Source organism: Micromonospora sp. NPDC048842, from assembly GCF_040649935.1.
Classification (GTDB): Bacteria; Actinomycetota; Actinomycetes; order Mycobacteriales; family Micromonosporaceae; genus Micromonospora; species Micromonospora hortensis.
Map to the genome: position 1 here is coordinate 1 of NZ_JBEZGK010000024.1, position 24,057 is coordinate 24,057.

Genomic DNA, 24,057 nt, shown 5'->3' on the forward strand with positions numbered 1-24,057 from the left:
TCGCACCCGGCGCTTTCAGCGCCAGGCACTTTTACTACGTTACCCGCTCGTTTCCGCCGTGTCAAACCGATATTTCGCGGTTCGTCATTGCTTCACCCGATAATGCGGGCACCATGTCGCAACCGGCTTGCGCCGCTCTCGTCATGGATTCGGTAGGCCGGCCGTCGCAGTTTCCCGCGACCCGCCCGGTGCCCTACCGGTTCGTAACCATACCCGGTCGGTTTCGCCGCGCCAAATCCGCCTCGCGGCGTTTCTGGTGGCACCTCCCGGTTGGGGCTCCGGTAGGCGTGCCCACCCGACCCCCAGGCCGTTGACCTGCGCTCCGGCCGTTTTCGGCTTTCGCCTGTTTCGTCCGTTCCGCGCTGGCAGAGAGAAAGTTACGCGTCCGGCGGGATGATCGTCAAATCCGCCGGACGCGTCCCCCGTCACATCGTCGACAGGTGGCTATTCGCCCAGCTCAACGCCCGCGAACGAACGCTTCCCCCGGCGCAGCACCAGGTATCGCCCATGCAGCAGATCGGCCGGCGACACCTCGGCGTCCACAGCGGTCACCCGGTTGTTGTTGACGTAGGCCCCGCCTTCGGCGATCACCCGCCGAGCCTCCTTGAGGCCACTCACCAGACCGGAGTCCCGCAGCAGACCCGCCACATCCGGCAATTCGCCGGTGAGGCGTACGAGACCCGCCTCGGTCAGGGCGGCGCGCAGGGTCTCCGGCGCCAGCTCGTCCAACGATCCGCGGCCGAAGAGCGCCTGGCTGGCGGCGATCGCCTGTCGGGTCTCGTCGGCACCGTGCACCAGGGTGGTCAGCTCCTCGGCGAGCGCCCGCTGCGCCAACCGGGCAGCCGGTCGTTCGGCGGTCGCCTTCGCCAGCTCCTCCAACTCGTCACGGGTCCGGAAGCTGAAGTACCGCAGGTAGCGGTCGACCTCCTGGTCCTCGACGTTGAGCCAGAACTGGTAGAACGCGTACGGGCTGGTCATCGTGGGGTCGAGCCAAACGGCGCCCCCCTCGCTCTTGCCGAACTTCGTGCCGTCGGCCTTGGTGACGAGGGGCGTCGTGAACGCCTGCACCGGCCCCGCGCCGCGTCGGCGGACGTAGTCGACGCCGGCGGTGATGTTGCCCCACTGGTCGGAGCCACCGAACTGGAGCTGACAGCCATGCCGGCGGTGCAGTTCGAAGAAGTCGTTGCCCTGAAGCAGCTGGTAGCTGAACTCGGTGAAGCTGATGCCGGTCTCCAGCCGGGCCCGCACCACCTCCCGCGCGAGCATCTTGTTCACCGGGAAGTGTTTGCCCACGTCGCGGAGGAACTCGACGATCGACATCTCGCCGGTCCAGTCCAGGTTGTTGACCAACTGGGCCGCGTTGTCCCCGGTGTACGACACGAACGGCGCCAGCTGGTCACGGATGCGCTCGACCCAGCCGGCGATCACCTCGGGCGGGTTGAGGGTCCGCTCGGCGCTCTCCTTCGGATCACCGATCTGCCCTGTCGCCCCGCCGACCAGCAGCAACGGGCGGTGGCCGGCGAGTTGCAGCCGGCGGGCCGTGGTGACCTGCATGAGGTTGCCGACGTGCAGGCTCGGGGCGGTGGGGTCGAAGCCCACGTAATAGGTGGCGGCCGTCCCGCCGTCGAGCAGCTCGCGCAGCTCGTCGAGGCCTGTCGAGTCCTGTATCAGGCCACGCCAGAGCAGGTCGTCGGTCAGGGAGTCCCGCCCGGGCGGCGGAGGGCTGCTGTCGGTCACGGTCACCGATTCTCCCCCATCGCCGGCATCGACCCGTACCGGGTTTGGCGCAACCCGCCCCGGCTAGGCTTGCGCCCCGTTGATCGAGGAGGGCTTTGCCATGGAGATTCCGGATCTGACGGGCGGTTTCGTTGCCCTGCTCGGCCTCACGTTCGAGGAGGCCAGCGCCGATCGGGTGGTCATCAGCTGGCAGGTCCGCCCGGAGCTGCACCAGCCGTTCGGCATCCAGCATGGCGGGGTGTACTGCTCGGTCGTGGAGACCGCGGCCAGCGTGGGCGGCTCCCTTTGGCTGGCCGACCGGGGCACTGTGGTCGGGGTGTCGAACCAGACCGACTTCCTGCGGGCCGTCCGGGACGGCGAGCTGAGGGCGGTCGGCACTCCCGTGCACCGGGGCCGCAGCCAGCAGCTGTGGCAGGTGGAGATCACCGACGCCGACGAGCGGCTGGTGGCCCGTGGTCAGGTCCGGCTACAGAACCTCTCGCCCGCCTGAGCGACGGCACTCGTCGGACGGGTCAGCTACGCGCCTCGTCCAGCACCGGCTCCGCGGCCTGGTCGGTGTCGGCGTCGCCGTCGGCTTCGTCGGGTACGCGGCTGACCCGTACCTCGGTGATCGCCCGGTGGTCGATGCCGGCCACCACCAGCACCCAACCGTCCAGCGTGACGTCCTCTCCGGCGACGGTGGGGATGTGCCCGAGCCGGGCCAGCACCAGCCCGGCGACTGTGGTGTAGTCACCAGCTGGGCGCGACGGCAGCTCCACGCCGATGTCCGGGAGGTCGTGCACCGGGAAGGTGCCGGGCAGCAGCAGAGCGCCGTCGGGGTCGCGGCGTACCGAGCGCACATCCCGGTCGGTCTCGTCGTAGATCTCGCCGACGATCTCCTCCAGGATGTCCTCCAGCGTCACGATGCCGTCGACGGCGCCGCGCTCGTCCACGACGAGCGCGATGTGCTGACGCTCGGCCTTGAACTGGCGCAGCGCTTCCACCACCGGTAGCGAGTCGGGCAGCAGCATGGGCGGTCGGGCGATCTCGTCGACCGGGCGGTCGTCGGGCACGCCGACCAGGTCACGCAGGTGGATCACTCCGGCCGTGTCGTCCAGGCCGCCGTGGCGCACGACCGGAGCCCGGGAGTGCCCGGTGGCGGCCAGCACGAGTCGCGCGGCCTCCGCTGTGGTCCCGCTGTCGAGCGTGAAGACCTGCAACCGGGGTACGAGGACAGCCCGCAACCGACGGTCGGCGATCTCCACGGCACCCGCGATGATGGTGCGCTGCTCCTTGGTGAAGCCGTGGTTGCCGGCGACGATGTCGCGCAGCTCGTCCGGGCCGATCTCCTCCGGCTCGTGTTTGGGGTTGAGCCCGACCAGGCGGACCACCACGTCGCTGGTGGCGCCGAGCGCCCAGACGGCCGGCCGGGTGATGCTGGCGAGCAGGTCGAGCGGGCGGGCCACCAGCAGCGCCCAGCGCTCGGCGGACTGCATGGCGATCCGCTTGGGCGCCAGCTCGCCGAAGACCAGGGTGACGAAGGTCAGCGCGAGGGTGACCGCCACGATCGCCACCGTCTCGGCGGCACCGCCGAACACCCCGAGCAGCGGCACCAGGGGTTTTGCCAGCGAGACCGCAGCGGCGGCGGAGGCCAGAAAACCAGCGAGGGTGATGCCGATCTGGATGGTGGCCAGGAAGCGGTTCGGGTCCTTGGCGAGCCGGGCCAGCACCCGCCCGGCCCGGCTGGTGCGCTCCAGCCGCTGGATCTGGCTGTCTCGCAGCGACACCAAAGCCATCTCGCTGCCCGCGAAGAGCGCGTTGATCACGACCAGGACTCCGACCAGGGCCAGTTGGCTCCCGTAGCTCTGCACGCCCGGTTCGCTCCCTCGTGGTGGTGGCACCGGCCGCTACGCGCGGCACCCGCCGGTCGGCGAGCCCGCCCGGCGTAGGCGTGTCTTTGCCCCGTCCGGCGCCGGACGAATCCTGCCTGGGCGAGGCTACGCCGAATCGGGCGACGGTGACGCTAGGCCGAATCGGGCGACGTGACGCAACGCCGGCTGGAGCGACGGTGAGTCAGGCCGACCGGGGCGCCGGTGAACCCGGCAGGTCGAGGACGTACGAGTCGCCGTCCCGGCGGAAGCCGAGCCGGTGGTAGTAGGGGGCCACCATCCGGGGCGGGCTGACCACCCGGTGGAAGCCCCTTTCGGTGAACAGGTGGCTGCGCCGGTAGACGAACTCGCCCGGGGTGAAGTCGCGGAACTTCGGGGTCACGTAGTCCAGGTCGATCTGGGCGACGCCTGGCGCCTCGGCGTGCGACAGGACCACGCCGACCACCTCGTCGGCCGTGACCACGAGGAACGCCGAGCGCCCCGACGCGGCCGGGTCCCAGTGGAAGCCGGGGTTGAACCGGGCGATGTCGGCGGAGTGCACCCGCAGCGTGTGCGCGAGGAACTGGTCCCCGACGCCGACCTCCACCACCTGGTAGGTCTTCTCGTCGTGCCGGGTGGCGAGCATTCCGCGCAGGTACCAGATGTTGATCACCGCGAGCACGACGTTGAGCCCGACGCCGGGCCAGACCTCGATGGCGGCGTTGTAGCCGATCAGCACGAAGCAGCCGACGAGGTTGAGCGCCCGCAACCGCAGGATGCGCGACTGCAGCAGCGACCAGACCAGCACCGCGGAGCCGGCCCAGCCGACGAGATCCAACCAGTTCACGCCGCGAGACTAGTGCCCGCCCAGGTCAGGGCCGTCGGCGGGCAGCTCCAGCAGCCACTCCTCCATGTCTTCGCCGCGGCCGTTGGCGTACCCCGAGTCTTCGCCGACCACCACGAACCCGCACTTGCGGAGCACCGCGAGGGAAGCGGCGTTGTCCTTGGCGGCGCGGGCGTGCACCGGCCTGGGCAGCTCGCGCAGCAGGGCGGCCAGGGCCGCCGTGGCGTGGCCCCGACCCCAGCGCGCCCTGTCGATCCAGTAGCTGACCTCGGTCTGCCCCTCGGCCGGCCAGGCGCTCACGTAGCCGACCACCTCGCCGTCGACCTCGGCGGTGCGGACCAGGTTCGCCGGGTTGGTGAGCACCCGGGCCCAGTGTGCGGCGAACTCCCGACGGTCGGACGGGTCCTTGGGGCCGAAGGCGGCCATCCGGTTGGCCTCCGGGTCCTGCTGGTGCAGGAAGAACTCGACGAGGTCGTCCTCACGGACCGGGCGCAGCAGCAGATCGGAGGTCATCGGCCGAGGGTACGCAACGGGGGCGCTGAGTCAGCCGGCGACGGCGACGACCGCCAGCACGGCGGCGCCCACTGAACTCGCCACCGACAGCAGTCGACGCCACGGCACCCGCGCGTCGACCACCGGCAGGGCGCGCCACCGGGTCGCCGCCAGGGCCACCCCCGCCGCCGACAGGCCGGCGCCGAGCGGCCACAGCCAGGCCGGCACCATCGACCAGTCCCCCATCCGGTGCCCCAGCCCGAGATAGGCGAACGCCCAGACCGCCGCCGCCAGCAGCGTCACCTGGTCCAGTTGGCGACGGCGGGCGGCGCCGAGCAGGGAGAGGCCGCCGAGGAAGGTGAGGACGACCGCGAGGCCGGCGCCGATCCACGGCAGCACCATCGACGTCGCCGAGTCGGCCTCCTTCGGCGGCACCCCGAGCAGCCGCAGCCCGATCGGCTCGACGCCCTTGTCGGTGTTGCCGAGCACCACCACCGCCCGGCCGGTCGCCCGTTCGAGGCCGACGTAGGACCGGAACCCGCCGGTAGCGCCGTTGTGCCAGACCACCTCGCGATCGCCGTGCCGGGTGGTGAACCAGCCGTACCCGATGTGGGTGTCGTCGTCCTCGCGGAAGCGGGCGGTGGCGGCGTCGGCACCCGGTGCGGTGCCGGCGAGGGTCGCGGCGAGCAGCAGGCCGAGGTCCTCGGCCGTCGACCAGGGGCCGGCGCCGGCCGGCGCGTAACCGGCTCCCGCCCACGGGTCGAGCGGTCGGCCGCCGGCCCGGCTGCCCTGGGCGCGATCGGCCGGCAGGTCGTCGTCGCGGGTGGCGACGACGGTGGCCGTCATGCCGAGCGGCCGTAGCAGCCGGTCGTGCAGCAGCTCGGGGTACGCGACGCCGGCCTTCGCGGCGAGCGCGTGGCCGAGCACCGACGGCCCGAGGTTGGAGTAGTGGACCTCGCCGCGCTCGTCGTCGTCGGTGCTGACCCGGTCGGTGGCGCTGCGGATGGCGTCGACGCCCTGCCCGGCGTAGGGGTTTCCGCCGGAGACGTTGGACCAGAGGATGCGTGCCCACCCCAGCGGGGAGCCGGGGGCGAGCCGGGGCAGGCCGGCGCGGTGGCTGGCGAGTTCGGCGAGTGTGACGTCGTGGGTGGGGCCGGTGACCTCGGGCCAGGTGGCGCCGAGCCGGTCGTCGGGGCCGACGACACCGGCGGCGACCTGGTCGGCGAGGAGCATGCCGGTGAGCGCCTTGGTGACCGAGCCGATCTCGAACGGGGTGCCCGGTTCCACGGATCTACCGGCGAGGTCCCGGTCACCCAGTCCGGCGGTGCGGATCCGGCCGTTCTCGACCAGGGCGACGGCGAGCCCGCGGAGCCCCGACGGGTCGGGCGTGGCCGAGCGTGCGGCAGCGGCCAGGTCGCGATCGCCGGTGGTCTGCCCGCCGAGTCGGGGCACCCGGGGCATCAACGCGACCCCGGCCAGGCCGGCGATCAGCGCGACGACGAGGACGGTGACTGTCGTCCGACGCATTGTGGTTCCTCCGTGGGGTCGTCGGATGGGCATCAGAGCCGCGTCTGGTCAGCGGCCGGCGGCGGTGAGGATGGCGAGCAGCGGCACCACGCGTTCGGCGGGGACCTCGTACCGGCCTCGGCCGGCGCTGCGCAGCCAACCGGCGGCGGTGATCTGGCGCAGGTGGTGGTGCAGTTGGCCGGTGGTGCCCAACTCCTCGATCTCGGCCAGCTCGCCGGTGCTCTGCCGGCCGCCGAGGATCTCCCGCAGCAGCCGCAGCCGCACCGGGTGAGCCAACGCGGAGAGGGTGCTGGGCAGCTCCTCCCAGTCGGCGGCGAGCAGGTCGTCGACGGTGCGGCCGTACTGCCAGTCGTAGTGCTGGCCGGCGACGCGGACGGTGCCGGTGTAGAGCACCGCGCCCGACCCGTCGGCTGGAAGGCGCTGCTTGAGGCCGTCGAGCGCCCAGAAGGTGCCCTCGGGCGCGGGTGGTGGTGGCGCGGCGGCGAGCCGTTCGCTCAGCGCGGCAACCTGTGCCTCCAGCGCGGCGAGTCGATCTTCCACGGTGTCCATGCGACGATACTACGCACATACGTAGTTACGTGGAAGTGCGAACCGACAGGCCGCCGAGACCGGCGCGTCCGGCCCTTCCGGCGCGCGGGGCGGTCGACAATGACCTGACCGACCCAGGGAGCGCAGATGAACCGACCTGTCGTGGTGGGCGTGGACGGATCGCCGTCCAGCCTTGTCGCCGCCGAACACGCGGCGCGGGCCGCCGTGCTCCGCTCCCGGCCGCTGCTCCTGGTGCACGGCTACCTGCATACGTCCGGCTACGGCGTGCCGCTCAACCCGTACGACCTCGGGGTGCCGGCGCCCTCCGAGGAGGCGCAGCAGATGTTGGAGCGCACGGCGGCCGAGCTGACGGGCCGGTGGCCCGGCCTCGACGTCGAGGTGCGTCAGGTCCTCGGCGGCCCGGGGGCCACCATGATCGAGGAGTCCCGCCGGGCGGAGCTGGTCGTGGTGGGCAGCCGTGGCCTGGGCGGGTTCACCGGGCTGCTGCTCGGCTCGGTCGGCGCGCAGGTGGCCGCGCACGCGCACTGCCCGGTGCTGGTGGTCCGCCCGGACGAGCAGCCGATCCCGGTGGACGGCCCGGTGCTGGTGGGCGTGGACGGGTCCGAGTCGTCCCGGCTCGCCGTGGGCCTGGGCGCCGACGAGGCGGCGCTGCGGGACGTGCCGCTGGTGCTGGTGCACGTCGGTCCTCCGGACGGGGACCGGACGGTGCCGGAGGAGATCGAGGAGACGCAGGCCGCGTACCAGGCGGAGGCGGTGCGACTCCTGGCCGACGCCTCCGCCGTGGTGCGCGCCGACCACCCCGACCTGGTGGTGCGGGAACATCCGGTCCGGGCAGCCGGCGCGGCCCAGGGGCTCATCGAGGCCAGCGGCACTGCGTCGCTGCTGGTCGTGGGCACCCGGGGCCGGGCCGGGTTCGCCGGTCTGCTGCTCGGATCGGTCGGTCAGGCGGCGATCCAGCACGCGCACTGCCCGGTGCTGGTCGCTCACCCGGTCAGCTGACCGGCGCGCCGCCGTCGCCTCGGCCGAGCATCTGCAGGAAGTCGGTGGTGAGGGCGAACGGGTCGGCCGGCCCGGTGGCCGGTGGTCGGCGCTCGATCTGGTCGGTCAACTCCCCCGCGGCACGCCGGATCCGAGCGCGCAACGCGCCATCGGCGGTGCCGTCGGACCAGTCCTCCGGGGCGGCGAAGACCGCTGTCGGGACGACCACCGACCGAAGGTAGGCGAACATCGGGCGGACGGCGTGCTCCAGTGCCAACGAGTGCCGGGCGGTGCCGCCGGTCGCGCCGATCAGCACCGGCCGGTCGACCAGCGACTCGGAATCCAGCACGTCGAAGAAGGACTTGAACAGCCCGTTGTACGAGGCGCTGAAGATCGGGGTGACGGCGATGAGCCCGTCCGCCCCGGTCACCGTGTCGATGACCTCGCGCAGCGCCGCCGGCGCGAACCCGGTGAGCATGTTGTTCACCACGTCGTGGGCGTACTCGCGCAGGTCGACGACGTGCAGCTCCACTTCGGAGCCGCGCCGGACCAACTCGTCGCGGGTGGCCGCGACGAGCTGGTCGGCGAGCAGCCGGGTCGACGAGGGCTGGCTCAGCCCCGCCGAGACGACGGCCAGGGTGCGGCGGGTCATCGGGTCGCCCCCTCCGGCGCCTTGCCCGTGACGTCGTCGACGGCGTGCACGGTGCTGTCCTTGGCACCGCCCGCGGCGGCGACCAGCGAGGCGTGCGTCGGCGCCGCCGGCACGTGCGCCGGACGCAGCGCGGCGAACTCCTTGCGCAGCACCGGCACGACCTCCTCGCCGAGCAGGTCGAGCTGCTCCAGCACGGTCTTCAACGGCAGCCCGGCGTGGTCCATCAGGAACAGCTGCCGCTGGTAGTCACCGACGTACTCACGGAAACCGAGCGTGCGGTCGATGACCTGCTGCGGGCTGCCCACGGTCAGCGGGGTCTCCCGGGTGAACTCCTCCAGCGACGGCCCGTGCCCGTAGACCGGGGCGTTGTCGAAGTAGGGCCGGAACTCCCGGACCGCGTCCTGCGAGTTGCGCCGCATGAACACCTGCCCGCCGAGGCCGACGATGGCCTGGTCGGCGGAGCCGTGGCCGTAGTGCGCGTACCGCTGGCGGTAGAGCGCGACCATCCGCTGGGTGTGCTCCTTGGGCCAGAAGATGTGGTTGGCGAAGAAGCCGTCGCCGTAGTACGCGGCCTGCTCGGCGATCTCCGGGCTGCGGATCGAGCCGTGCCAGACGAACGGGGGCACGCCGTCGAGCGGGCGCGGCGTCGAGGTGAACGACTGCAACGGGGTGCGGTACTTGCCCTTCCAGTCGACCACGTCCTCGCGCCACAGCCGGTGCAGCAGGTCGTAGTTCTCGATGGCCAGGGGGATGCCGGCGCGGATGTCCTTGCCGAACCACGGGTAGACCGGGCCGGTGTTGCCGCGGCCCATCATCAGGTCCACCCGGCCGTCGGACAGGTGCTGGAGCATCGCGTAGTCCTCGGCGATCTTCACCGGGTCGTTTGTGGTGATCAGCGTGGTGGCGGTGGACAGCAGCAGGCGCTCGGTGCGCGCCGCGATGTAGCCGAGCATGGTGGTCGGTGACGACGGCACGAAGGGCGGGTTGTGGTGCTCGCCGGTGGCGAAGACGTCCAGACCGACCTCCTCGGCCTTCAACGCGATCGCGACCATCGCCTTGATCCGCTCATGCTCGGTCGGCTCCCGACCGGTGGTCGGATCGACAGTGACGTCACCGACGGTGAAGATTCCGAACTGCATGACCAGCTCCTCGCGTGTCAACCGGGTGCCGTCGTGGTACCCGGACGCAGCTCTCAACTTATTTGACGACGCAACTATTCCGACGGCGGGACGCCCCACAGTGGCGCCGATCACGCATATAACCGGACACCGGGTCGGGAATCCCCCCTCTGTCGGCCCGGTCAGCCGCCCGCCACCGAGGGGAGCACCTGCACCTCCGCGCCGTCCTTGACCGGCGTGGCCAGACCGCCGGCGTGGCGGCAGTCTTCCCCGTCGACGAAGACGTTGACGTAACGGCGCAGCTCGCCGCGCTCGTCACGGATGCGCCGGGCCAGCCGGGGGTGCGCGACGGCCATCTCGTCGAGGACCGCCCGTAGCGTCCCGGTGGCGGTGACGCTCAGCCGACTCGCGCCGCCGGCCTCGCCACGCAGCGGGCCGGGCAGCAACACGGTGACCACGCTCAGACCTCCGCTGCGCGAACACAGAGCACGTCGGGCAGGTGCGCCGCGACAGTCGACCAGGAGTCGCCCTCGTCGCGGCTGGCGAAGACCGAGCCGGAGCGGGTGCCGAAGTAGACCCCACCGGGGGTGGCGCCGTCGGCGCACATCGCGTCGCGCAACACCGCCGGATAGAACGGGCCCTCAGGCAGCCCGACCGACAGCGGCTCCCACTTGCCGCCGGCGTCGGCGGAGCGGAACACCCGGCAGCGGTGGTCGGTCGGGAACCGCTCGCCGTCGGCCACCAACGGGAACGTCCACACCACGCCGCCGCGCCCCGGGTGGGCCACCATCGGGAAGCCGAAGTCGCTGGGCAGCCCCTCGGCGATCGAGGTCCAGGTGCGGCCGTCGTCGTCGGAGCGGTAGACGCCGTGATGGTTCTGCGCGTACAGCCGCTCGGGGTTGCCGGCGTCCCGGGCGACCTTGTGCACGCACTGGCCGAACTCCGGCCACTCGTCGGGCATGAAGTAGGCGCGGATGCCGGTGTTGCCCGGTGCCCAGCTCGCCCCGGCGTCCTCCGAGCGGTAGACCCCACCGGTGGACATGGCGACCAGCAGCCGAGCCGGGTCACGCGGGTGGGGCAGCACGGTGTGCACGGCCTGACCACCGAAACCGGCCTCCCACTGCGGGCGGTGCGGGTGGTCCCAGAGGGAACGGACCAGCTCGAAGCTGCGGCCACCGTCGGTGGACTTGAACAGTGCCGAGGGCTCGGTGCCGGCCCAGATGACGTCCGGCTCGTCAGGGCCGGCCGGCATCAGCTGCCAGACCCGCCCGAGGGAGACGCCGGTGTCGGCCGGAAACGCGACAGGCGCCTCGTCGGGCTCGTCCCAGGAAGCGCCGAGGTCGTCGCTGGTGGCGACGCTGGGGCCGAAGTGTGAGCTGGTCATGCCGGCGAGCAGCCGTGGGGTGGAACGACGGGTGTCGACAGCGACCGCGTAGACACCGGTCATCGGGAAGTGCGGACCGGTGATCTCCCAACTGCGCCGGTCGTCGGTGCTGGTGGCGAGGAACAACCCCTTGGCCGTGCCGATCGCGAGCAGTGTTGCCATGACGTCCTCCGAACCGTCGGTGAGCAGGTCCGGTGATTATGGCCACACCCCCCGACAGAGTCCGCCGACCACACGCCGGACGGCGCGCTCAGCGCAGGCGCGGCACGTGCCGGCGGTAGGCGCTGACCGTGGGGTCGGCGTCCAGCCAGAACCGCCAGGGCAGATCGTGGGCGCCGGTCACGCCGACCCGGGGACCCGCCACCACCGTCTCCGGCGGCACCGGCCGGGCCGGAGGGCGCAGGCGGACCGGGCCGTCGCCGAGCAGGTACGCCCCGTACGCCTCGCGGTCGATGCCGAGCGCGGAACAGAGCCGTGCGGGCCCGCGGGCCAGGTCCACGTCCCGCCGGATGGCCGGCCGGCGCTCCCGTGCCGTGGTCAGCCCGTCGACCACCTCGCCGGCGCGCAGCAGCACGGCGGAGGCCTCTCCCTCGGCCCCGGTGACCACGTTCATGCACCAGTGCATGCCGTAGGTGAAGTAGACGTAGGCGTACCCGGCGGGGCCGAACATCACGGCGTTGCGCGGGGTGCGGCCCCGGTGGGCGTGCGAGGCGGGATCGCCGCCACTTCCCGCGTACGCCTCGACCTCGGTGATCCGGACGGTGACCCCGCCGGCGTACAGCCGGCAGCCCAGCAGCCCGCGCGCCGCCGGCAGCAGTGCACCGGCGAGCAGGTCCGCCAGCACCGCCAGGTCGGCGTCGGTGCCGCGATCACCGGACGACAGGGCCATGTCTCCGACGGTACCCATCCCGGTTCCCCGGCATCCGGCCGGGCGCACCGACCACCAAGCGCCGGACCGAACAAGACTCCCGTCGCACATCGGACAGCCGGCCGAACAGTGAAACCGGACCGTCGGCTCGGGAGTGTTCCCGATGTCGTCGCAGGGAGCGACGACATCACGGGAGGAAGTCACCATGACCGTACGAAGCATCCGACGACCACTGATCGCCACCGGCCTGGTCGCGGCAGCCGCGACACTGGCCTTCACCCCGTCGGCCAGCGCGAGCGTCCCGCTGCGGGCCGCGGCGCAGGCCGACAACGCGGCGCTGCCCACGATCGCGGTCGGCGCAACGGGCAAGATCGAGGCGAACGGCGCGGCGGCGATCGTGCCGGTCACCGTCACCTGCTCGAAGGCCCTCGAGTTCGACGTCACGGTCAAGGTCGCGCAGGCGGTCGGCCAGACGATGCGCGCGGGCACGACGGTTCGGAGGGTCACCTGCGCGGAGGGCACCCAGCAGGTGCGGATCGCGGTGGTTCCGGTCGAGCGTCCGTTCGCAGCGGGCGTCGCGTTCGGTGTGGTGACCGCGAGCCCCTGTGACCCGTACTGCACGCCCATCTTCGACGAGCGCAAGTTCAACCTGGCGCTCTGAGAGATCGCCTGGCGGCACGGCATCGCCCGTGCCGCCAGGCTTAAACAATCTGTTGACAATCAGACGTTCATACGGTGTGCTCGGGGTATGACGACCGAGGACATCTTCACCGCGCCGGACCCGGGCCGGGCCCGCGCCCACCGCACCCACGAGGCGTTACAGCGGATCAGCGAGCGGCACGCCGGCACCGACACGCGGCGGGGCCGGTGGGCCCACCCGTACGTGCTCGACCCGTGGGAGGCGGTAGCCCTGGTCACCGCGCTGGCCGCCGGCGGGGCCGAGCACGAACCCGCGGAGGAGCCGATCGACGCCGCCGACCTGACCGCCGCGCTGACCCTGCTGCCCCACGTCCGCGCCGAGTTGGACGCCCTCGAGGCCGGCCTGCTGACGCTGGCCCGCGACCGGGGGCTGACCTGGCAGGCGATCGCGTACGGGCTGGGGTTGGGCAGCGCGCAGGCGGCCCGGCAGCGCTACGAGCGGGTTGCCGCCCGCTCGGCCGAGCAGACCCCCTGACGACAAGCGCTCGCCCGTGTGCGAGCGCGAGCGGGCCGGGCGGATCGGCACGCCGCGCTTGCGACGGCGTCCGGGCGGGCACACTGTGCGCACGACGAGGAGGCACCCATGGAGCGCGCGGAGATGCTGGCGTACTGCCTGGCCAAGCCGGGAGCGTGGCTGGACCAGCCGTGGGAGGGCGACGAGGTGGTGAAGGTGGGCGGCCGGATCTTCGCGTTCCTCGGCAGCGACAGCGGCAAGCCGACGGTCGGCATCAAGTGCGGGGCGACCCGGGAGGTGGCCGACGAGTGGCTGCACCGCCACCCCGGCGACGCCAGCGTGATGCCCTACATCGGCCGGTCCGGGTGGAACACGCTGCGCCTGGACGGCGGGATCGACGACGAGGAGCTGACCGAGGCGGTCGACTCGTCGTACGACATGGTGGTGGCCAAGCTCCCCAAGCGGGAGCGCCCGACGGCCTGAACCGCCGCGGCGCCGGCGGCCAGCGCCGACGCCACGGCACAGCTCAGCGGGGAACGACCCGCTCGGAAGCCCACTCCCGCCAGCTGGCCAGCCGGTCCGCCGCATCGGCGAGCTGGTCGGCGACCGGGCCGGGGCCGGTGGAACCGGGCGTCGTCCGGGCGGCGAGAGCCGAACGGACCGAGAGCACGTCGCGCACCGACGGGTCGAGGTGCCCGCTGATCGCGGCCAGGTCCTCGTCGGAGACGTCGTTGAGCTCGCACTCCCGAGCCGCGCAGAGCGCCACCAGCTGGCCGGTGATCTCGTGCGCGTCGCGGAACGGCACGTTGCGTCGGACCAGCCAGTCGGCGACCTCGGTGGCGAGGGAGAAGCCGACCGGGGCGGCGGCGACGAGGCGGTCCACCCGCACCGTCATCGTGGAGATCATTCCCGCCAGGGCCGGAAGCAGCAGTTCCAGGGTGTCGACCGCGTCGAAGGCCGGCTCCTTGTCCTCCTGCATGTCCCGGTCGTAGGTCATCGGCAGGCCCTTGAGCATGGTGAGCACTGTCATCAGACCACCGACCAGACGCCCGGACTTGCCCCGGGCCAGCTCGGCGATGTCCGCGTTCTTCTTCTGCGGCATGATCGACGAGCCGGTGGCGAAGGAGTCGTCCAGCTCCACCCAGCCGAACTCGTGCGAGGTCCAGAGCACCACCTCCTCGCCGAGCCGGGACAGGTGCACCCCGATCAGGGCGGTGGTGAAGAGGAACTCGGCGACGAAGTCCCGGTCGGCGACGGCGTCCATGGAGTTGGCGAACGACGTACGGAAGCCCAGCTCCTTGGCCACCGCCACCGGGTCAAGTGGGAGCCCGGAACCGGCCAGTGCGCCCGCGCCGAGCGGGCTGATCGCCGCCCGGTGGTCCCAGTCGCGCAGCCGCTCAAGGTCGCGCAACAGCGGCTGCACGTGGGCGAGCAGCCAGTGCCCGAAGGTGACCGGCTGGGCGTGCTGGAGGTGGGTCATACCCGGCGCGGCGGTGTCGATGTGCCGCTCGGCCTGCTCGACCAGCGCCTCCGCCAACTCGACCAGGCGGCTGGCCACGCCCCGGGCGTGGTCGCGCAGGTAGAGCCGCAGGTCGGTGGCGACCTGGTCGTTGCGGGACCGGCCGGCGCGCAGCTTGCCACCGAGGCTGCCGAGACGCTCCAGCAGGCCGCGCTCCAGCGCGGTGTGCACGTCCTCGTCGTCGATGGTGGGGCGGAACGTTCCGGAGGCGCACGCGGCCTCCAGGTCGTCCAGCGCGGCCAGCATCCGGCCCAGTTCCTCCGGATCGAGCAGGCCGGCGCCGGCCAGGACCCGGGCGTGCGCCCGGGAACCGGCGATGTCGTACGGGGCCAGGCGCCAGTCGAACTGCACGCTCACCGACAGTCGGGCGAGCGCCTCGGCGGGGCCGCCCGCGAACCGGCCACCCCAGAGGCTCGTCCGGTTGGTGGCGGCGCTGTTCTCGGTCAGGCTCTTGTCGTCCACGTCGCCCATCATTGCGTTGGTTGCCTCTCGCTCGCGACTGCGGGGCCCGCTCGTCGCGCCTGCTCGGTCTTCGCGCTCACACGTGTCACTGTCCGTCACCGCCCAACCGGCCCGCCGGAGTACGCGAGCACGATCCGCTCGGTCATGACGTGGTGTTCCCTTCAGCGGTGTCGTCCCGGCGGGCCCAGCCGGCGAGCTTGTCTCCGAGCGCGGCCCCGCCGACGGCCTCACGGGCCACGACGAGGATGGTGTCGTCCCCGGCGATGGTGCCGACGATCTCGGGCAGGCCCGCCCTGTCCAACGCGCTGGCCAGGTACTGGGCTGCGCCCGGCGGTGTCCGCAGCACGGCGATGTTGCCGCTGGAGTCGACCCCGTTGAGCAGCTCGCGCAGCAGCCGTACCAGCCGGGCCGGCGCGGCCTCGGCGTCGCGCAACGGTCGCTGCCCGTCCTCGGGGATCAGGTAGACGGCCGGACCGTCGCCGCCGCGCACCTTGACCGCGCCCAGCTCCTCCAGGTCCCGCGAGAGGGTGGCCTGGGTGACGCCGACCCCGTCGGCGGCGAGCAGGTCGGCCAGCTCGGTCTGCGACCGGATCGACCGGTCGCGGATCAGCTCCACGATCCGGGCGTGCCGGGCCGCGCGAGTCAGCGGCGCGGTCATCGCGGCCCTCCGGTGGCGGCATCGCCGGTCGCGGGGCCTCCCGTCGCGGTTCCCAGCAGGAACGTCAGCAGCGCCTTCTGCACGTGCAGCCGGTTCTCCGCCTGGTCGAAGACCGCGCTCTGCGCGCCGTCGAGCACCTCGTCGGTGATCTCCTCACCACGGTGTGCGGGCAGGCAGTGCAGCACTATCGCGTCCGGTGCGGCCTGACCGAGCAGTTCCTTGTTGACCTGGTACGGCAGGAACGGGGTGATCCGGTCCAACCCGTCGGACTCCTGCCCCATCGACGTCCAGGTGTCGGTGGCCAACACGTCGGCGTCGCGTACCGCCTGGGCCGGGTCGGTCAGCACCCGCACCGACCCGCCGGTCTCCGCGGCGATCTGGGCGGCCCGTTCCACAACGGCCGCGTCCGGCGCGAACCCGGCCGGGCCGGCGATCCGCACGTGCATCCCGGCGGTCGCCCCGGCCAGCAGGTACGACTGCGCCATGTTGTTCGCGCCGTCCCCCACGTACGCCAGGGTCCGTCCGGCCGTGCCACCGCACCGCTCCCGGATGGTGAGCAGGTCGGCCAGCAGCTGGCACGGGTGAAAACCGTCGGTGAGCGCGTTGACCACCGGCACCGTCGCGCCCGCCGCCACCTCGGCGATCCGCTCGTCACCGTGGGTCCGCAGCACGATCGCCGCGACGTAGCGGGACAGCACCCGCCCCGCGTCGGCGAGCGACTCTCCGCGACCGAAGTGGGTGACCTGCGTGTCCACGACGAGGGGGTGCCCGCCCAGCTCGGCGATGCCGGCGTCGAACGAGATCCTGGTCCGCAGGCTCTGCTTGTCGAAGAGCACCGCCACCGAGCGGGGGCCGACCAGCGGCCGGTGGCCGAACCGGTCCGCCTTCATCCGCGCCGCCAGGTCGAGGACCGCTGACTGTTCGGCCGGCGAGAGGTCGTCGTCGCGCAGGAAGTGCCGGGTCATCGAGTCGTTCCCGTCGTGGTGGTCACTGTGGCTGGCGTGGTCTGCGCACCGGCGGCGGCCGGGGCGGTCACGTCCAGTGCGGCGGGCAGCGCCGCCAGGAAGGTGTCCGCCTGGGCGGCGGTGAGGATCAGCGGCGGGGCCAGCCGGATCACACCCGGCTGCACCGGATTGACCAGGAATCCGGCTTCCCGCAGGGCCTCGGCCAGCACCGACGACACCGGCGCGGTGAGCGCCACGCCGAGCAGCAGACCGGCGCCGCGTACCTCACCGATCAGCGGGTGGCCCAGCGCCTCGATGCCGCGACGCAGCCGCTCACCGACCCGCTTGACGTTGTCGAGCAGGCCCTCGTTGGCGATGGTCGCCACCACGGCGAGCGCCGCCGCGCAACTGACCGGGTTGCCGCCGAACGTGGTGCCGTGCGAGCCGGGGGTGAGCAGGTCCGCGGCGGGGCCGAAGGCCAGCGTCGCGCCGATGGGCAGCCCGCCACCCAACCCCTTGGCCAGGGTGACCACGTCCGGCTCCACACCCTCGGCCTGGTGCGCGAACCAGTGCCCGGTGCGCCCGATGCCGGTCTGCACCTCGTCGAGGACCAGCAGCGCGCCGTGCCGGGCGGTGATCCGCCGGGCCGCGGCGAGGTAGCCGGCCGGCGGAACGAGGACGCCGTTCTCACCCTGGATCGGTTCCAGGATCACCATGGCGGTGGCCTCGGAGACAGCCGCGTCGAGGGCGGCGACATCGCCGTAGTCGACGTGGGTCACCTCGCCGGGCAGCGGTCGGAACGGGTCGGCCTTGGCCGGTTGGCCGGTGAGCGCGAGGGCACCCATGGTGCGGCCGTGGAAGCCACCCCTGGTGGCCACCACCTGGGTGCGGCCGGTGCGCCGGGAGAGCTTGAACGCCGCCTCGTTCGCCTCCGCGCCCGAGTTGGCGAAGAACACCCGGCCCGGTCGGCCGGCGAGCGCCAACAGCAGCTCGGCGAGGGCGACCGGCGGCTCGGCCACATAGAGATTGGAGACGTGCCCAAGGGTCGCGACCTGCTTCGACACCGCCGCCACCACCGCCGGGTGGGCGTGACCGAGGGCGTTGACAGCGATGCCACCCACCAGGTCCAGGTATTCCCGGCCGGCGTCGTCGACCACGACGGCACCGTGACCGGAGACCAACGCCATCGGCGGCGTGCCGTAGTTGTCCATCATGGACTGCTTCCACCGCTGCGCCAACGTGCTCATGTCGCGTCCGTCCCGTCTCCCGGCACTACCATCGTTCCGAACCCTTCCGAGGTGAACACCTCAAGCAACGTGGAGTGCGCCACCCGGCCGTCGACGACGTGCGCGGCTGGCACTCCACCACGCACCGCTCGCAGGCAGGCCTCCATCTTCGGCACCATCCCCGACTCCAGGCTGGGCAGCAGCTTGGCCAGGTCGTCCGCGGCGATCTCGGAGACCAGGCTGGTGGTGTCCGGCCAGTCCGCGTACAGGCCGGCCACGTCGGTGAGCACGACCAGCTTGCGGGCCCGCAACGCGATGGCCAGCGCCGCGGCGGCGGTGTCCGCGTTGAGGTTGTGCAGCACACCCTCCACGTCCGGTGCCACAGTGGAGATCACCGGAATCCGACCGGCCTCGATCAGGTCGGTCACCGCTGACACGTCGACCGACTCGACGTCGCCGACCTGGCCCACGTCGACCGGCACCCCGTCCACGTACGCCGGACGCCGCACCGCTGTGAACAGCCGGGCGTCCTCGCCGGAGAGGCCGACGGCGTACGGACCGTGCGAGTTGATCAGACCCACCAGCTCCCGGCCCACCTGACCGACCAGCACCATCCGGACCACGTCCATCGCCTCGGCGGTGGTCACCCGCAGACCGCCCCGGAACTCGCTGGCGATGCCGAGGCGACCCAGCATGGCGGAGATCTGCGGACCACCACCGTGCACCACCACGGGCTTCAGGCCGGCGTAACGCAGGAAGACCATGTCGGCGGCGAACGCCCGCTGCAACTCCGGATCGGTCATCGCGTTGCCGCCGTACTTGACCACGACGGTCGAGCCGGTGAAGCGTGCCAACCAGGGCAGCGCCTCGATCAACGTCTCCGCCTTGACCTGGGCGCGAGCCAAATCGCTGCTGAGACTCACAGTGCTGGCCTTTCGTTCGCGACTGCGGGACTCCGCTGCGCTGCGTTCCTCACGCTCACGTCGCTGGCCTTTCGTTCGCGACTGCGGGACTCCGCTGCGCTGCGTTCCTCGCGCTCACGTCGCCGGCCTTTCGTTCGCGACTGCGGGACTCCGCTGCGCTGCGTTCCTCGCGCTCACGTCGAGTACGCCGAGTTCTCGTGCACGTACGCGTGGGACAGGTCGTTGGTCCAGATCGTGGCGGCCGACGTACCCGCGTGCAGGTCGATCCGGATGGTCACGTCCCGCCCGGTCAGGTCGACCTTCGAGCGGTCCTCGGCGGCGGCGCCGCCCCGGCACACCCATACCCCGTTGACCGCCACGTCCACCTCGTCCGGCTCGAACGCGGCGGCGGTGGTGCCGACGGCGGCGAGGATCCGACCCCAGTTCGGGTCGTTGCCGAACAAAGCCGTCTTGACCAGGTTGTTGCGGGCCACCGTACGGCCGACCTCGACCGCCTCGTCCTCGTCCGCCGCGCCGACCACGTCGATGGCGATCTGCTTGGTGGCGCCCTCGGCGTCGGCCACCAACTGCTGGGCCAGGTCGTGACAGGCCGCGGTGACGGCGGCGGCCAGCTCGGCCGGCGTCGGCTCGATGCCGCTCGCGCCGCTGGCCAGCAGCAGCACCGTGTCGTTGGTGGACATGCAGCCGTCGGAGTCGACCCGGTCGAAGGTGACCCTGGTGGCCGCGCGCAACGCCTCGTCCAGCGTCGCCGGCCCGGCCACCGCGTCGGTTGTCAACACGCAGAGCATGGTGGCCATCCCGGGCGCGAGCATCCCCGCGCCCTTGGCCATGCCGCCGACAGTCCAGCCGCTCCCCCGGGCCACAGTGGTCTTCGGCCGGGTGTCCGTGGTCATGATCGCCTCGGCGGCGGCCGGGCCACCGTCGCGGGACAGCCCACGGATCGCCGATCGGACGCCCGGCAGCAGCTTCGGCATCGGCAACCGCTCACCGATCAGGCCGGTCGAGCAGACCGCGACCTCACCGGCACCGAGGATCAACCGTGGGCTGACCGAGGTCAACACGGCGGCGGTGTGCTCGGCGGTGGCGTGCGTGTCCTGGAAACCGGCCGGGCCGGTGCAGGCGTTGGCGCCACCGGAGTTGAGCACCACGGCGCGGACCACACCGCCCTGCACGACCTGCTGGCTCCAGAGCACCGGCGCGGCCTTGACCCGGTTGGTGGTGAAGACACCGGCCACGCCGGCGTCCGGACCGTCGTTGACCACCAGGGCGACGTCCGCGCCGCCGCTGGCCTTGAGGCCGGCGGCCACACCGGCCGCCCGGAACCCCCGAGGGGTGGTGACGCTCAAGGGGTGACTCCCCAGATCGACAGGCCCGTCGTCTCCGGCAGCCCGAGCATCAGGTTGGCGTTCTGGACGGCCTGACCGGCCGCGCCCTTGCCCAGGTTGTCCAACGCGCTCAGCACGATCAGACGACCCGAGTCGACGTCGACGGTGGCCTGGAGGTGACACGAGTTGGAGCCCAGGGTGGCGGCGGTGTGCGGCCAACGGCCCTCCGGCAGCACGTGCACGAACGGCGCGTCCGCGTACGCCCGCGCCAGCACCTCCTGCGGGTCGACTCCGCGCGCCGGCACCGCGGTGACGGTGGCCAGGATGCCGCGCGGCATCGGCGCCAGGACCGGGGTGAGCGACAGGCCGGTCGCGCCCGTGGCCTGCTTGATCTCCGGTACGTGCTGGTGGGTGCCCACCCGGTACGGCGACAGGTCGCCCATCACCTCGCTGGCCAACAGGTGCGGCTTGGTCGCCCGGCCGGCGCCGGAGGTGCCGGAGGCGGCGACCACCACCACGTCGGCGGGGTTGGCCGCGCCGTCGGCGATCAGCGGCGCGAGCGCCAGGGTGATCGCTGCGGCGTAGCAGCCGGTGTTCGCCACCCGGGTGGAGCCGGCGATCAGCTCCCGCTGACCGGGCAGCTCGGGCAGGCCGTAGGTCCACTGCCCGGCGTGCGTGCCGCCGTAGTACTGCGCCCAGGCGTACGGGTCGGCCAGCCGGTGGTCGGCACCAAGGTCGACGATTCGCACCTCGGCCGGAAGCTGGGCCGCGAGAGCCGCCGACTGGCCGTGCGGCAGGGCCAGGAAGACCAGGTCCGCATCGGCAAGGGTCGCCGGATCGGTCTCGCCGAGCACCAGGTCGAGCCCGGTGAGCTGCGGGTGCACCACGTCGACGCGATGCCCGGCCTGGCTGTGCGCGGTGGCGGCGACCAGGTCGAACTCCGGGTGCCCGGCGATGAGGCGCAGCAGCTCGCCCCCGGCGTACCCGCTCGCTCCGGCGACCGCGACTCGGATCCCCATACTCACCTCCGCATGACTATGCAGCGAAGATTAACAAGGACGACTCACGAGTGCAAGTTCATGCAGCGTAGTGCATGGTAATGAGTAGATCGACTGCATGGCAATGTGCTCCCAGCCCAGCGATCATGCTTCTGGCTCCCCGGGCCGCGGAGAGCCGGTCTCAGTCATTCGGTAGGAGCGGGTGTGTCGGGCCGGCCAGCCAAGGAATCGATCGAACATGTCACTGGCGCACCCGGTAGTGGTCGGGTTGAGCTTGTGTAGGTCGTCGATGGCGTCGTGGAGCAGACTGGCCAGGTAGAGGAACAGGCTGACCGGGTTGCCGTCGTACTCGGTGACGAGAGCGAGCTTCGCCCGCCCACAGGGCCAGGGTTGGCCGCAGGCACGGCAGAGCCAAATTGGGCGCAGCGCGATGTGCTCTCGGGGCCGGTCTCGCTCCTGGGCGCTCACTTCTTTCCCCACTCAGTCGGTCGGGTTTGAAATGGCAGCGGAACGGGCGGGAGCCCACGTAGGCGCCACACCTTGCACAGCGGCTTCTGCTCTCACCCGTTCCGGCCATGCGTCTACACAAGTCCCGGCGGTCGCCGGTGCCCAGCGCGGCAAGGGCGCAGAACTGGCGCATCCCCATTGCGTCATACGGCTTGAGCTGGATGAATGGACCATGACGGATGGCGGCCAAGGGAGGCGGGCGGCACGTGGCGGACAGGCGTCGGCACCGGCTTGCACAGCGCCGCAAGACAATCGGGCTGAGCCAGGAACGCCTCGCCGAAGCCCTCGGCGTCGACCGCTCCACCATCGTGCGGTGGGAACGGGCGGAGACAGACCCGCAGCCCTGGCACCGGCCGCGTCTCGCTGCGGCCCTCAAGCTGTCGATCGAGGAACTGGCCGACCTCCTGGCCGACGTCGGCCAGGCACCGTCACCGCCCGACGAGCGTCTCGGCTACGTGCTGCGCAACCCCGGCCGCGTCGACCTGGTCGCTGTGGCGTACCTGAGGGAACGCGTACGGCGCCTCGACGAGCGCTACGACCAGACGCCCTCGACGCTCCTGCTCGCCGAGGCCGGGCAACTACACGGTCAGGCGATCTTCCTTCGCCAGCACGCCAGCAACGGGCCGGTCCAGCGCGAGCTGGCGGCAGCAGTCGCGGAGTCCGCGACGCTGATGGGTCAACTCGTCTGGGACGCCTCGCAACGGCGCGACCACGTCGCCAGCGCCGCCTATTTCGATCAAGCGATCAGCGCATCCCAGGAAACGCGAGACCCAGTCGCCGAGGCCAACGCGTTGCTCCGCAAGAGCTACCTCGCCCTCTACGGCACCAAGCAACCCAACGCCGGCCTGGTCCTGACGACCCGCGCCGCCGCCATCAGCCACAGCGACAGTCACGTCATCGCCGGCCTCGCCCAACTGCATCGAGCTGAGGCACACGCGATGCTCGGTCAGGCCGGGGACTGCTCCAACGCTCTCGGTACCGCTGAAGCTCACTTCGCCGCCGTCGACGCCCGAGATCCAGCCACCGACATCTTCTGTCCCAGCCACTACACGAGGCTCGCGGGCTCCTGCTGGCTCTCGCTCAACAAGCCAGACCAAGCAGTGCCGGCGTTAGAAGACGCCCGACAACTGATTGCCGCACGCCGCAAATCCACCGCCGTCATCCTCGGCAATCTCGCCCTCGCCAGCATCCTGCAACGCGACGTCGACGCCGCAACGTCCTACCTGCATCAGGCCATCGACGTCATCGAGCGGACACGTGCCGGCGGCGGACTCAACCTCGCCTTCGCCGCCGCCCGACAGCTACGCCCCTGGCGCAACGAGCCCGCGGTCCAGGACGTGAACGACCGACTCCTCACACTCATGAGCCCATAGGAGCACCCACGTGACCGACATCGACCGCGCCAAACACGCCGTTCGGCAACACGTATGGGACCTCCTCGAACGTCAAGGTGCCGTCCCACTCGGCGTGCACGGTCACATCCCAAACTTCGTTGGCAAGGAAGAAGCCGCAGCCCACCTCGCGGAGCTGGACATATGGAAGAACGCCCGAGTTATCAAATGCAACCCCGACCGGGCACAGCTTCCCGTCCGGGTACGAGCCCTGCAGGAAGGCAAGCTGCTCTACATGGCGGTCCCGAAACTCGCCACCCCCAAGCCCTTCTATCTACTCGACCCCGCCGACCTCACCGCACCAATCGAGATAGCAGCTACGAGTAGCAGTGCGCCGCAGGTCGCTCCCACCGTGGGACCCGACGAGATGCGCCCGGTGGACCTCATCGTCTGCGGCAGCGTCGCCGTCAGCCGCCAAAGCGGCGTGCGAGTCGGCAAAGGAGCCGGCTACTCCGACCTGGAGATCGCCCTCCTCACTGATGCCGGCCTCGTCACCACCGAGACCGCCATCGCCACCACGATCCACCAGACTCAGCTAATCGAGGATGATCTGCCCGACGCGGAGCATGACTTCAGCGTCGACTTCGTGATCACGCCGAATGAGGTAGTGGCTTGCAGGCCCGACCGGGGACGGCCGTCCGGCATCATCAGATCAAACCTTCGGCAAGATCAGCTCGACAGCATTCCGGTACTGCGCGCCTAGCCACTTGCGCCATAGGACATCAGAAGGCCGCCGTCACCGTGGTGTTTGCTGGCGTGGTCGGGTCACCATCGCCGCCGGAGCGGAGAGGTCCCGGTGAGAACAATTCCGGCGCCGCCCCTGGATGAGCGACGCGAACGACGTGCTCGCGCTACCACCTCTGCCCGTCGAGGACCGGCCCGCTCCGACGAGGTCGACGTCCTGCACTGGAAGACCCGTGAGCTCGTCGAGTGGGCGCACGGACGCCCCTTCGTC

At 71.6% G+C, this 24,057-nt stretch carries 26 protein-coding genes; 7 read left to right on the top strand and 19 right to left on the bottom strand.

The annotated features are described in order from the left end of the window. Nucleotides 1–444 precede the first annotated feature (444 nt). On the bottom strand, nucleotides 445–1,737 hold the full coding sequence (tyrS, locus tag AB0C19_RS26585; protein ID WP_357189796.1) for a tyrosine--tRNA ligase: 1,293 nt from the start codon (nucleotides 1,735–1,737) through the stop codon (nucleotides 445–447). Between the two features lie 100 nt (nucleotides 1,738–1,837). Between tyrS and AB0C19_RS26590 the strand changes: the two genes are divergently transcribed. After that, entirely contained in the window at nucleotides 1,838–2,227 is a 390-nt protein-coding gene (locus AB0C19_RS26590) for a PaaI family thioesterase (protein ID WP_354945736.1), read from the top strand. Between the two features lie 22 nt (nucleotides 2,228–2,249). Here the strand turns inward: AB0C19_RS26590 and AB0C19_RS26595 are convergent, their stop codons facing one another. The 5 genes from AB0C19_RS26595 to AB0C19_RS26615 all read right to left on the bottom strand — a co-directional run bounded on the left by AB0C19_RS26595 (nucleotide 2,250) and on the right by AB0C19_RS26615 (nucleotide 6,996). Next, a complete protein-coding gene (locus AB0C19_RS26595; protein WP_357189664.1) occupies nucleotides 2,250–3,587 on the bottom strand; it encodes a hemolysin family protein in 1,338 nt (445 codons plus the stop codon). 202 nt (nucleotides 3,588–3,789) lie between these two features. Next, entirely contained in the window at nucleotides 3,790–4,431 is a 642-nt protein-coding gene (locus AB0C19_RS26600; RefSeq protein WP_357189666.1) for a hypothetical protein, read from the bottom strand. Between the two features lie 9 nt (nucleotides 4,432–4,440). After that, nucleotides 4,441–4,941 (bottom strand): GNAT family N-acetyltransferase, encoded by a 501-nt coding sequence (locus tag AB0C19_RS26605; RefSeq protein ID WP_357189668.1) that lies wholly within the window; start codon nucleotides 4,939–4,941, stop codon nucleotides 4,441–4,443. Between the two features lie 30 nt (nucleotides 4,942–4,971). Further along, entirely contained in the window at nucleotides 4,972–6,447 is a 1,476-nt protein-coding gene (locus AB0C19_RS26610; RefSeq protein ID WP_357189670.1) for a serine hydrolase domain-containing protein, read from the bottom strand. A gap of 48 nt (nucleotides 6,448–6,495) precedes the next feature. Further along, the gene (locus AB0C19_RS26615; RefSeq protein WP_357189672.1) at nucleotides 6,496–6,996 is read right to left on the bottom strand and encodes a helix-turn-helix domain-containing protein; all 501 of its coding nucleotides are present in this window, start codon (nucleotides 6,994–6,996) and stop codon (nucleotides 6,496–6,498) included. Between the two features lie 126 nt (nucleotides 6,997–7,122). Between AB0C19_RS26615 and AB0C19_RS26620 the strand changes: the two genes are divergently transcribed. Then, nucleotides 7,123–7,995: a universal stress protein gene (locus tag AB0C19_RS26620; protein ID WP_357189674.1), complete on the top strand. Its 873-nt coding sequence runs from the start codon at nucleotides 7,123–7,125 to the stop codon at nucleotides 7,993–7,995. Here AB0C19_RS26620 and AB0C19_RS26625 read toward each other — a convergent pair. The 5 genes from AB0C19_RS26625 to AB0C19_RS26645 all read right to left on the bottom strand — a co-directional run bounded on the left by AB0C19_RS26625 (nucleotide 7,988) and on the right by AB0C19_RS26645 (nucleotide 12,017). Further along, nucleotides 7,988–8,626 carry an FMN reductase gene (locus AB0C19_RS26625; RefSeq protein ID WP_357189676.1) on the bottom strand — a complete coding sequence of 213 codons (639 nt, stop codon included), beginning with the start codon at nucleotides 8,624–8,626 and terminating at the stop codon, nucleotides 7,988–7,990. The genes AB0C19_RS26620 and AB0C19_RS26625 overlap by 8 nt on opposite strands. Next, entirely contained in the window at nucleotides 8,623–9,765 is a 1,143-nt protein-coding gene (locus AB0C19_RS26630; protein WP_357189678.1) for an LLM class flavin-dependent oxidoreductase, read from the bottom strand. Before AB0C19_RS26630 ends, AB0C19_RS26625 begins: the two co-directional genes overlap by 4 nt. 161 nt (nucleotides 9,766–9,926) lie before the next feature. After that, nucleotides 9,927–10,202: a ubiquitin-like small modifier protein 1 gene (locus AB0C19_RS26635; RefSeq protein ID WP_357189680.1), complete on the bottom strand. Its 276-nt coding sequence runs from the start codon at nucleotides 10,200–10,202 to the stop codon at nucleotides 9,927–9,929. A 2-nt stretch (nucleotides 10,203–10,204) separates the two neighbouring features. Then, nucleotides 10,205–11,290, bottom strand: coding sequence for an exo-alpha-sialidase (locus AB0C19_RS26640; RefSeq protein WP_357189682.1), 1,086 nt, complete (start codon nucleotides 11,288–11,290; stop codon nucleotides 10,205–10,207). 88 nt (nucleotides 11,291–11,378) lie between these two features. Further along, nucleotides 11,379–12,017 carry a DNA-3-methyladenine glycosylase gene (locus AB0C19_RS26645; protein WP_357189683.1) on the bottom strand — a complete coding sequence of 213 codons (639 nt, stop codon included), beginning with the start codon at nucleotides 12,015–12,017 and terminating at the stop codon, nucleotides 11,379–11,381. A gap of 184 nt (nucleotides 12,018–12,201) precedes the next feature. On the opposite strand from AB0C19_RS26645, the gene AB0C19_RS26650 reads away from it, so the two are divergent. From AB0C19_RS26650 to AB0C19_RS26660, 3 genes are all read left to right on the top strand, one after another. Continuing rightward, nucleotides 12,202–12,657, top strand: coding sequence for a hypothetical protein (locus AB0C19_RS26650; protein ID WP_357189685.1), 456 nt, complete (start codon nucleotides 12,202–12,204; stop codon nucleotides 12,655–12,657). 87 nt (nucleotides 12,658–12,744) lie between these two features. Beyond that, nucleotides 12,745–13,170: a DNA-binding protein gene (locus AB0C19_RS26655; RefSeq protein ID WP_357189687.1), complete on the top strand. Its 426-nt coding sequence runs from the start codon at nucleotides 12,745–12,747 to the stop codon at nucleotides 13,168–13,170. A 108-nt stretch (nucleotides 13,171–13,278) separates the two neighbouring features. Further along, entirely contained in the window at nucleotides 13,279–13,632 is a 354-nt protein-coding gene (locus AB0C19_RS26660) for an MmcQ/YjbR family DNA-binding protein (RefSeq protein WP_357189689.1), read from the top strand. A 43-nt stretch (nucleotides 13,633–13,675) separates the two neighbouring features. On the opposite strand, the gene argH is transcribed toward AB0C19_RS26660, so the two are convergent. The 8 genes from argH to AB0C19_RS26700 all read right to left on the bottom strand — a co-directional run bounded on the left by argH (nucleotide 13,676) and on the right by AB0C19_RS26700 (nucleotide 21,672). Beyond that, nucleotides 13,676–15,139, bottom strand: a complete 1,464-nt coding sequence (argH, locus tag AB0C19_RS26665; RefSeq protein WP_112668626.1) for an argininosuccinate lyase — start codon at nucleotides 15,137–15,139, stop codon at nucleotides 13,676–13,678. 133 nt (nucleotides 15,140–15,272) lie between these two features. Further along, nucleotides 15,273–15,788, bottom strand: a complete 516-nt coding sequence (locus AB0C19_RS26670) for an arginine repressor (protein ID WP_350855532.1) — start codon at nucleotides 15,786–15,788, stop codon at nucleotides 15,273–15,275. After that, nucleotides 15,785–16,753: an ornithine carbamoyltransferase gene (gene argF / locus AB0C19_RS26675; RefSeq protein WP_357189692.1), complete on the bottom strand. Its 969-nt coding sequence runs from the start codon at nucleotides 16,751–16,753 to the stop codon at nucleotides 15,785–15,787. Before argF ends, AB0C19_RS26670 begins: the two co-directional genes overlap by 4 nt. Further along, nucleotides 16,750–17,979, bottom strand: a complete 1,230-nt coding sequence (locus tag AB0C19_RS26680) for an acetylornithine transaminase (RefSeq protein WP_357189694.1) — start codon at nucleotides 17,977–17,979, stop codon at nucleotides 16,750–16,752. The genes argF and AB0C19_RS26680 overlap by 4 nt, the downstream gene beginning before the upstream one ends. After that, nucleotides 17,976–18,881 (bottom strand): acetylglutamate kinase, encoded by a 906-nt coding sequence (gene argB, locus AB0C19_RS26685; protein ID WP_091402003.1) that lies wholly within the window; start codon nucleotides 18,879–18,881, stop codon nucleotides 17,976–17,978. The genes AB0C19_RS26680 and argB overlap by 4 nt, the downstream gene beginning before the upstream one ends. 173 nt (nucleotides 18,882–19,054) lie before the next feature. Further along, complete coding sequence (gene argJ, locus AB0C19_RS26690; RefSeq protein WP_357189696.1) at nucleotides 19,055–20,227, bottom strand: bifunctional glutamate N-acetyltransferase/amino-acid acetyltransferase ArgJ; 1,173 nt, start codon at nucleotides 20,225–20,227, stop codon at nucleotides 19,055–19,057. Beyond that, nucleotides 20,224–21,225: an N-acetyl-gamma-glutamyl-phosphate reductase gene (gene argC, locus AB0C19_RS26695; protein ID WP_357189698.1), complete on the bottom strand. Its 1,002-nt coding sequence runs from the start codon at nucleotides 21,223–21,225 to the stop codon at nucleotides 20,224–20,226. The genes argJ and argC overlap by 4 nt, the downstream gene beginning before the upstream one ends. A 123-nt stretch (nucleotides 21,226–21,348) precedes the next feature. Continuing rightward, nucleotides 21,349–21,672, bottom strand: coding sequence for a hypothetical protein (locus AB0C19_RS26700; protein ID WP_357189700.1), 324 nt, complete (start codon nucleotides 21,670–21,672; stop codon nucleotides 21,349–21,351). A 218-nt stretch (nucleotides 21,673–21,890) separates the two neighbouring features. On the opposite strand from AB0C19_RS26700, the gene AB0C19_RS26705 reads away from it, so the two are divergent. Further along, a complete protein-coding gene (locus AB0C19_RS26705) occupies nucleotides 21,891–23,084 on the top strand; it encodes a helix-turn-helix transcriptional regulator (RefSeq protein WP_357189702.1) in 1,194 nt (397 codons plus the stop codon). 10 nt (nucleotides 23,085–23,094) lie between these two features. Beyond that, nucleotides 23,095–23,805: a 5-formyltetrahydrofolate cyclo-ligase gene (locus AB0C19_RS26710; protein ID WP_357189704.1), complete on the top strand. Its 711-nt coding sequence runs from the start codon at nucleotides 23,095–23,097 to the stop codon at nucleotides 23,803–23,805. Nucleotides 23,806–24,057: the final 252 nt, after the last annotated feature.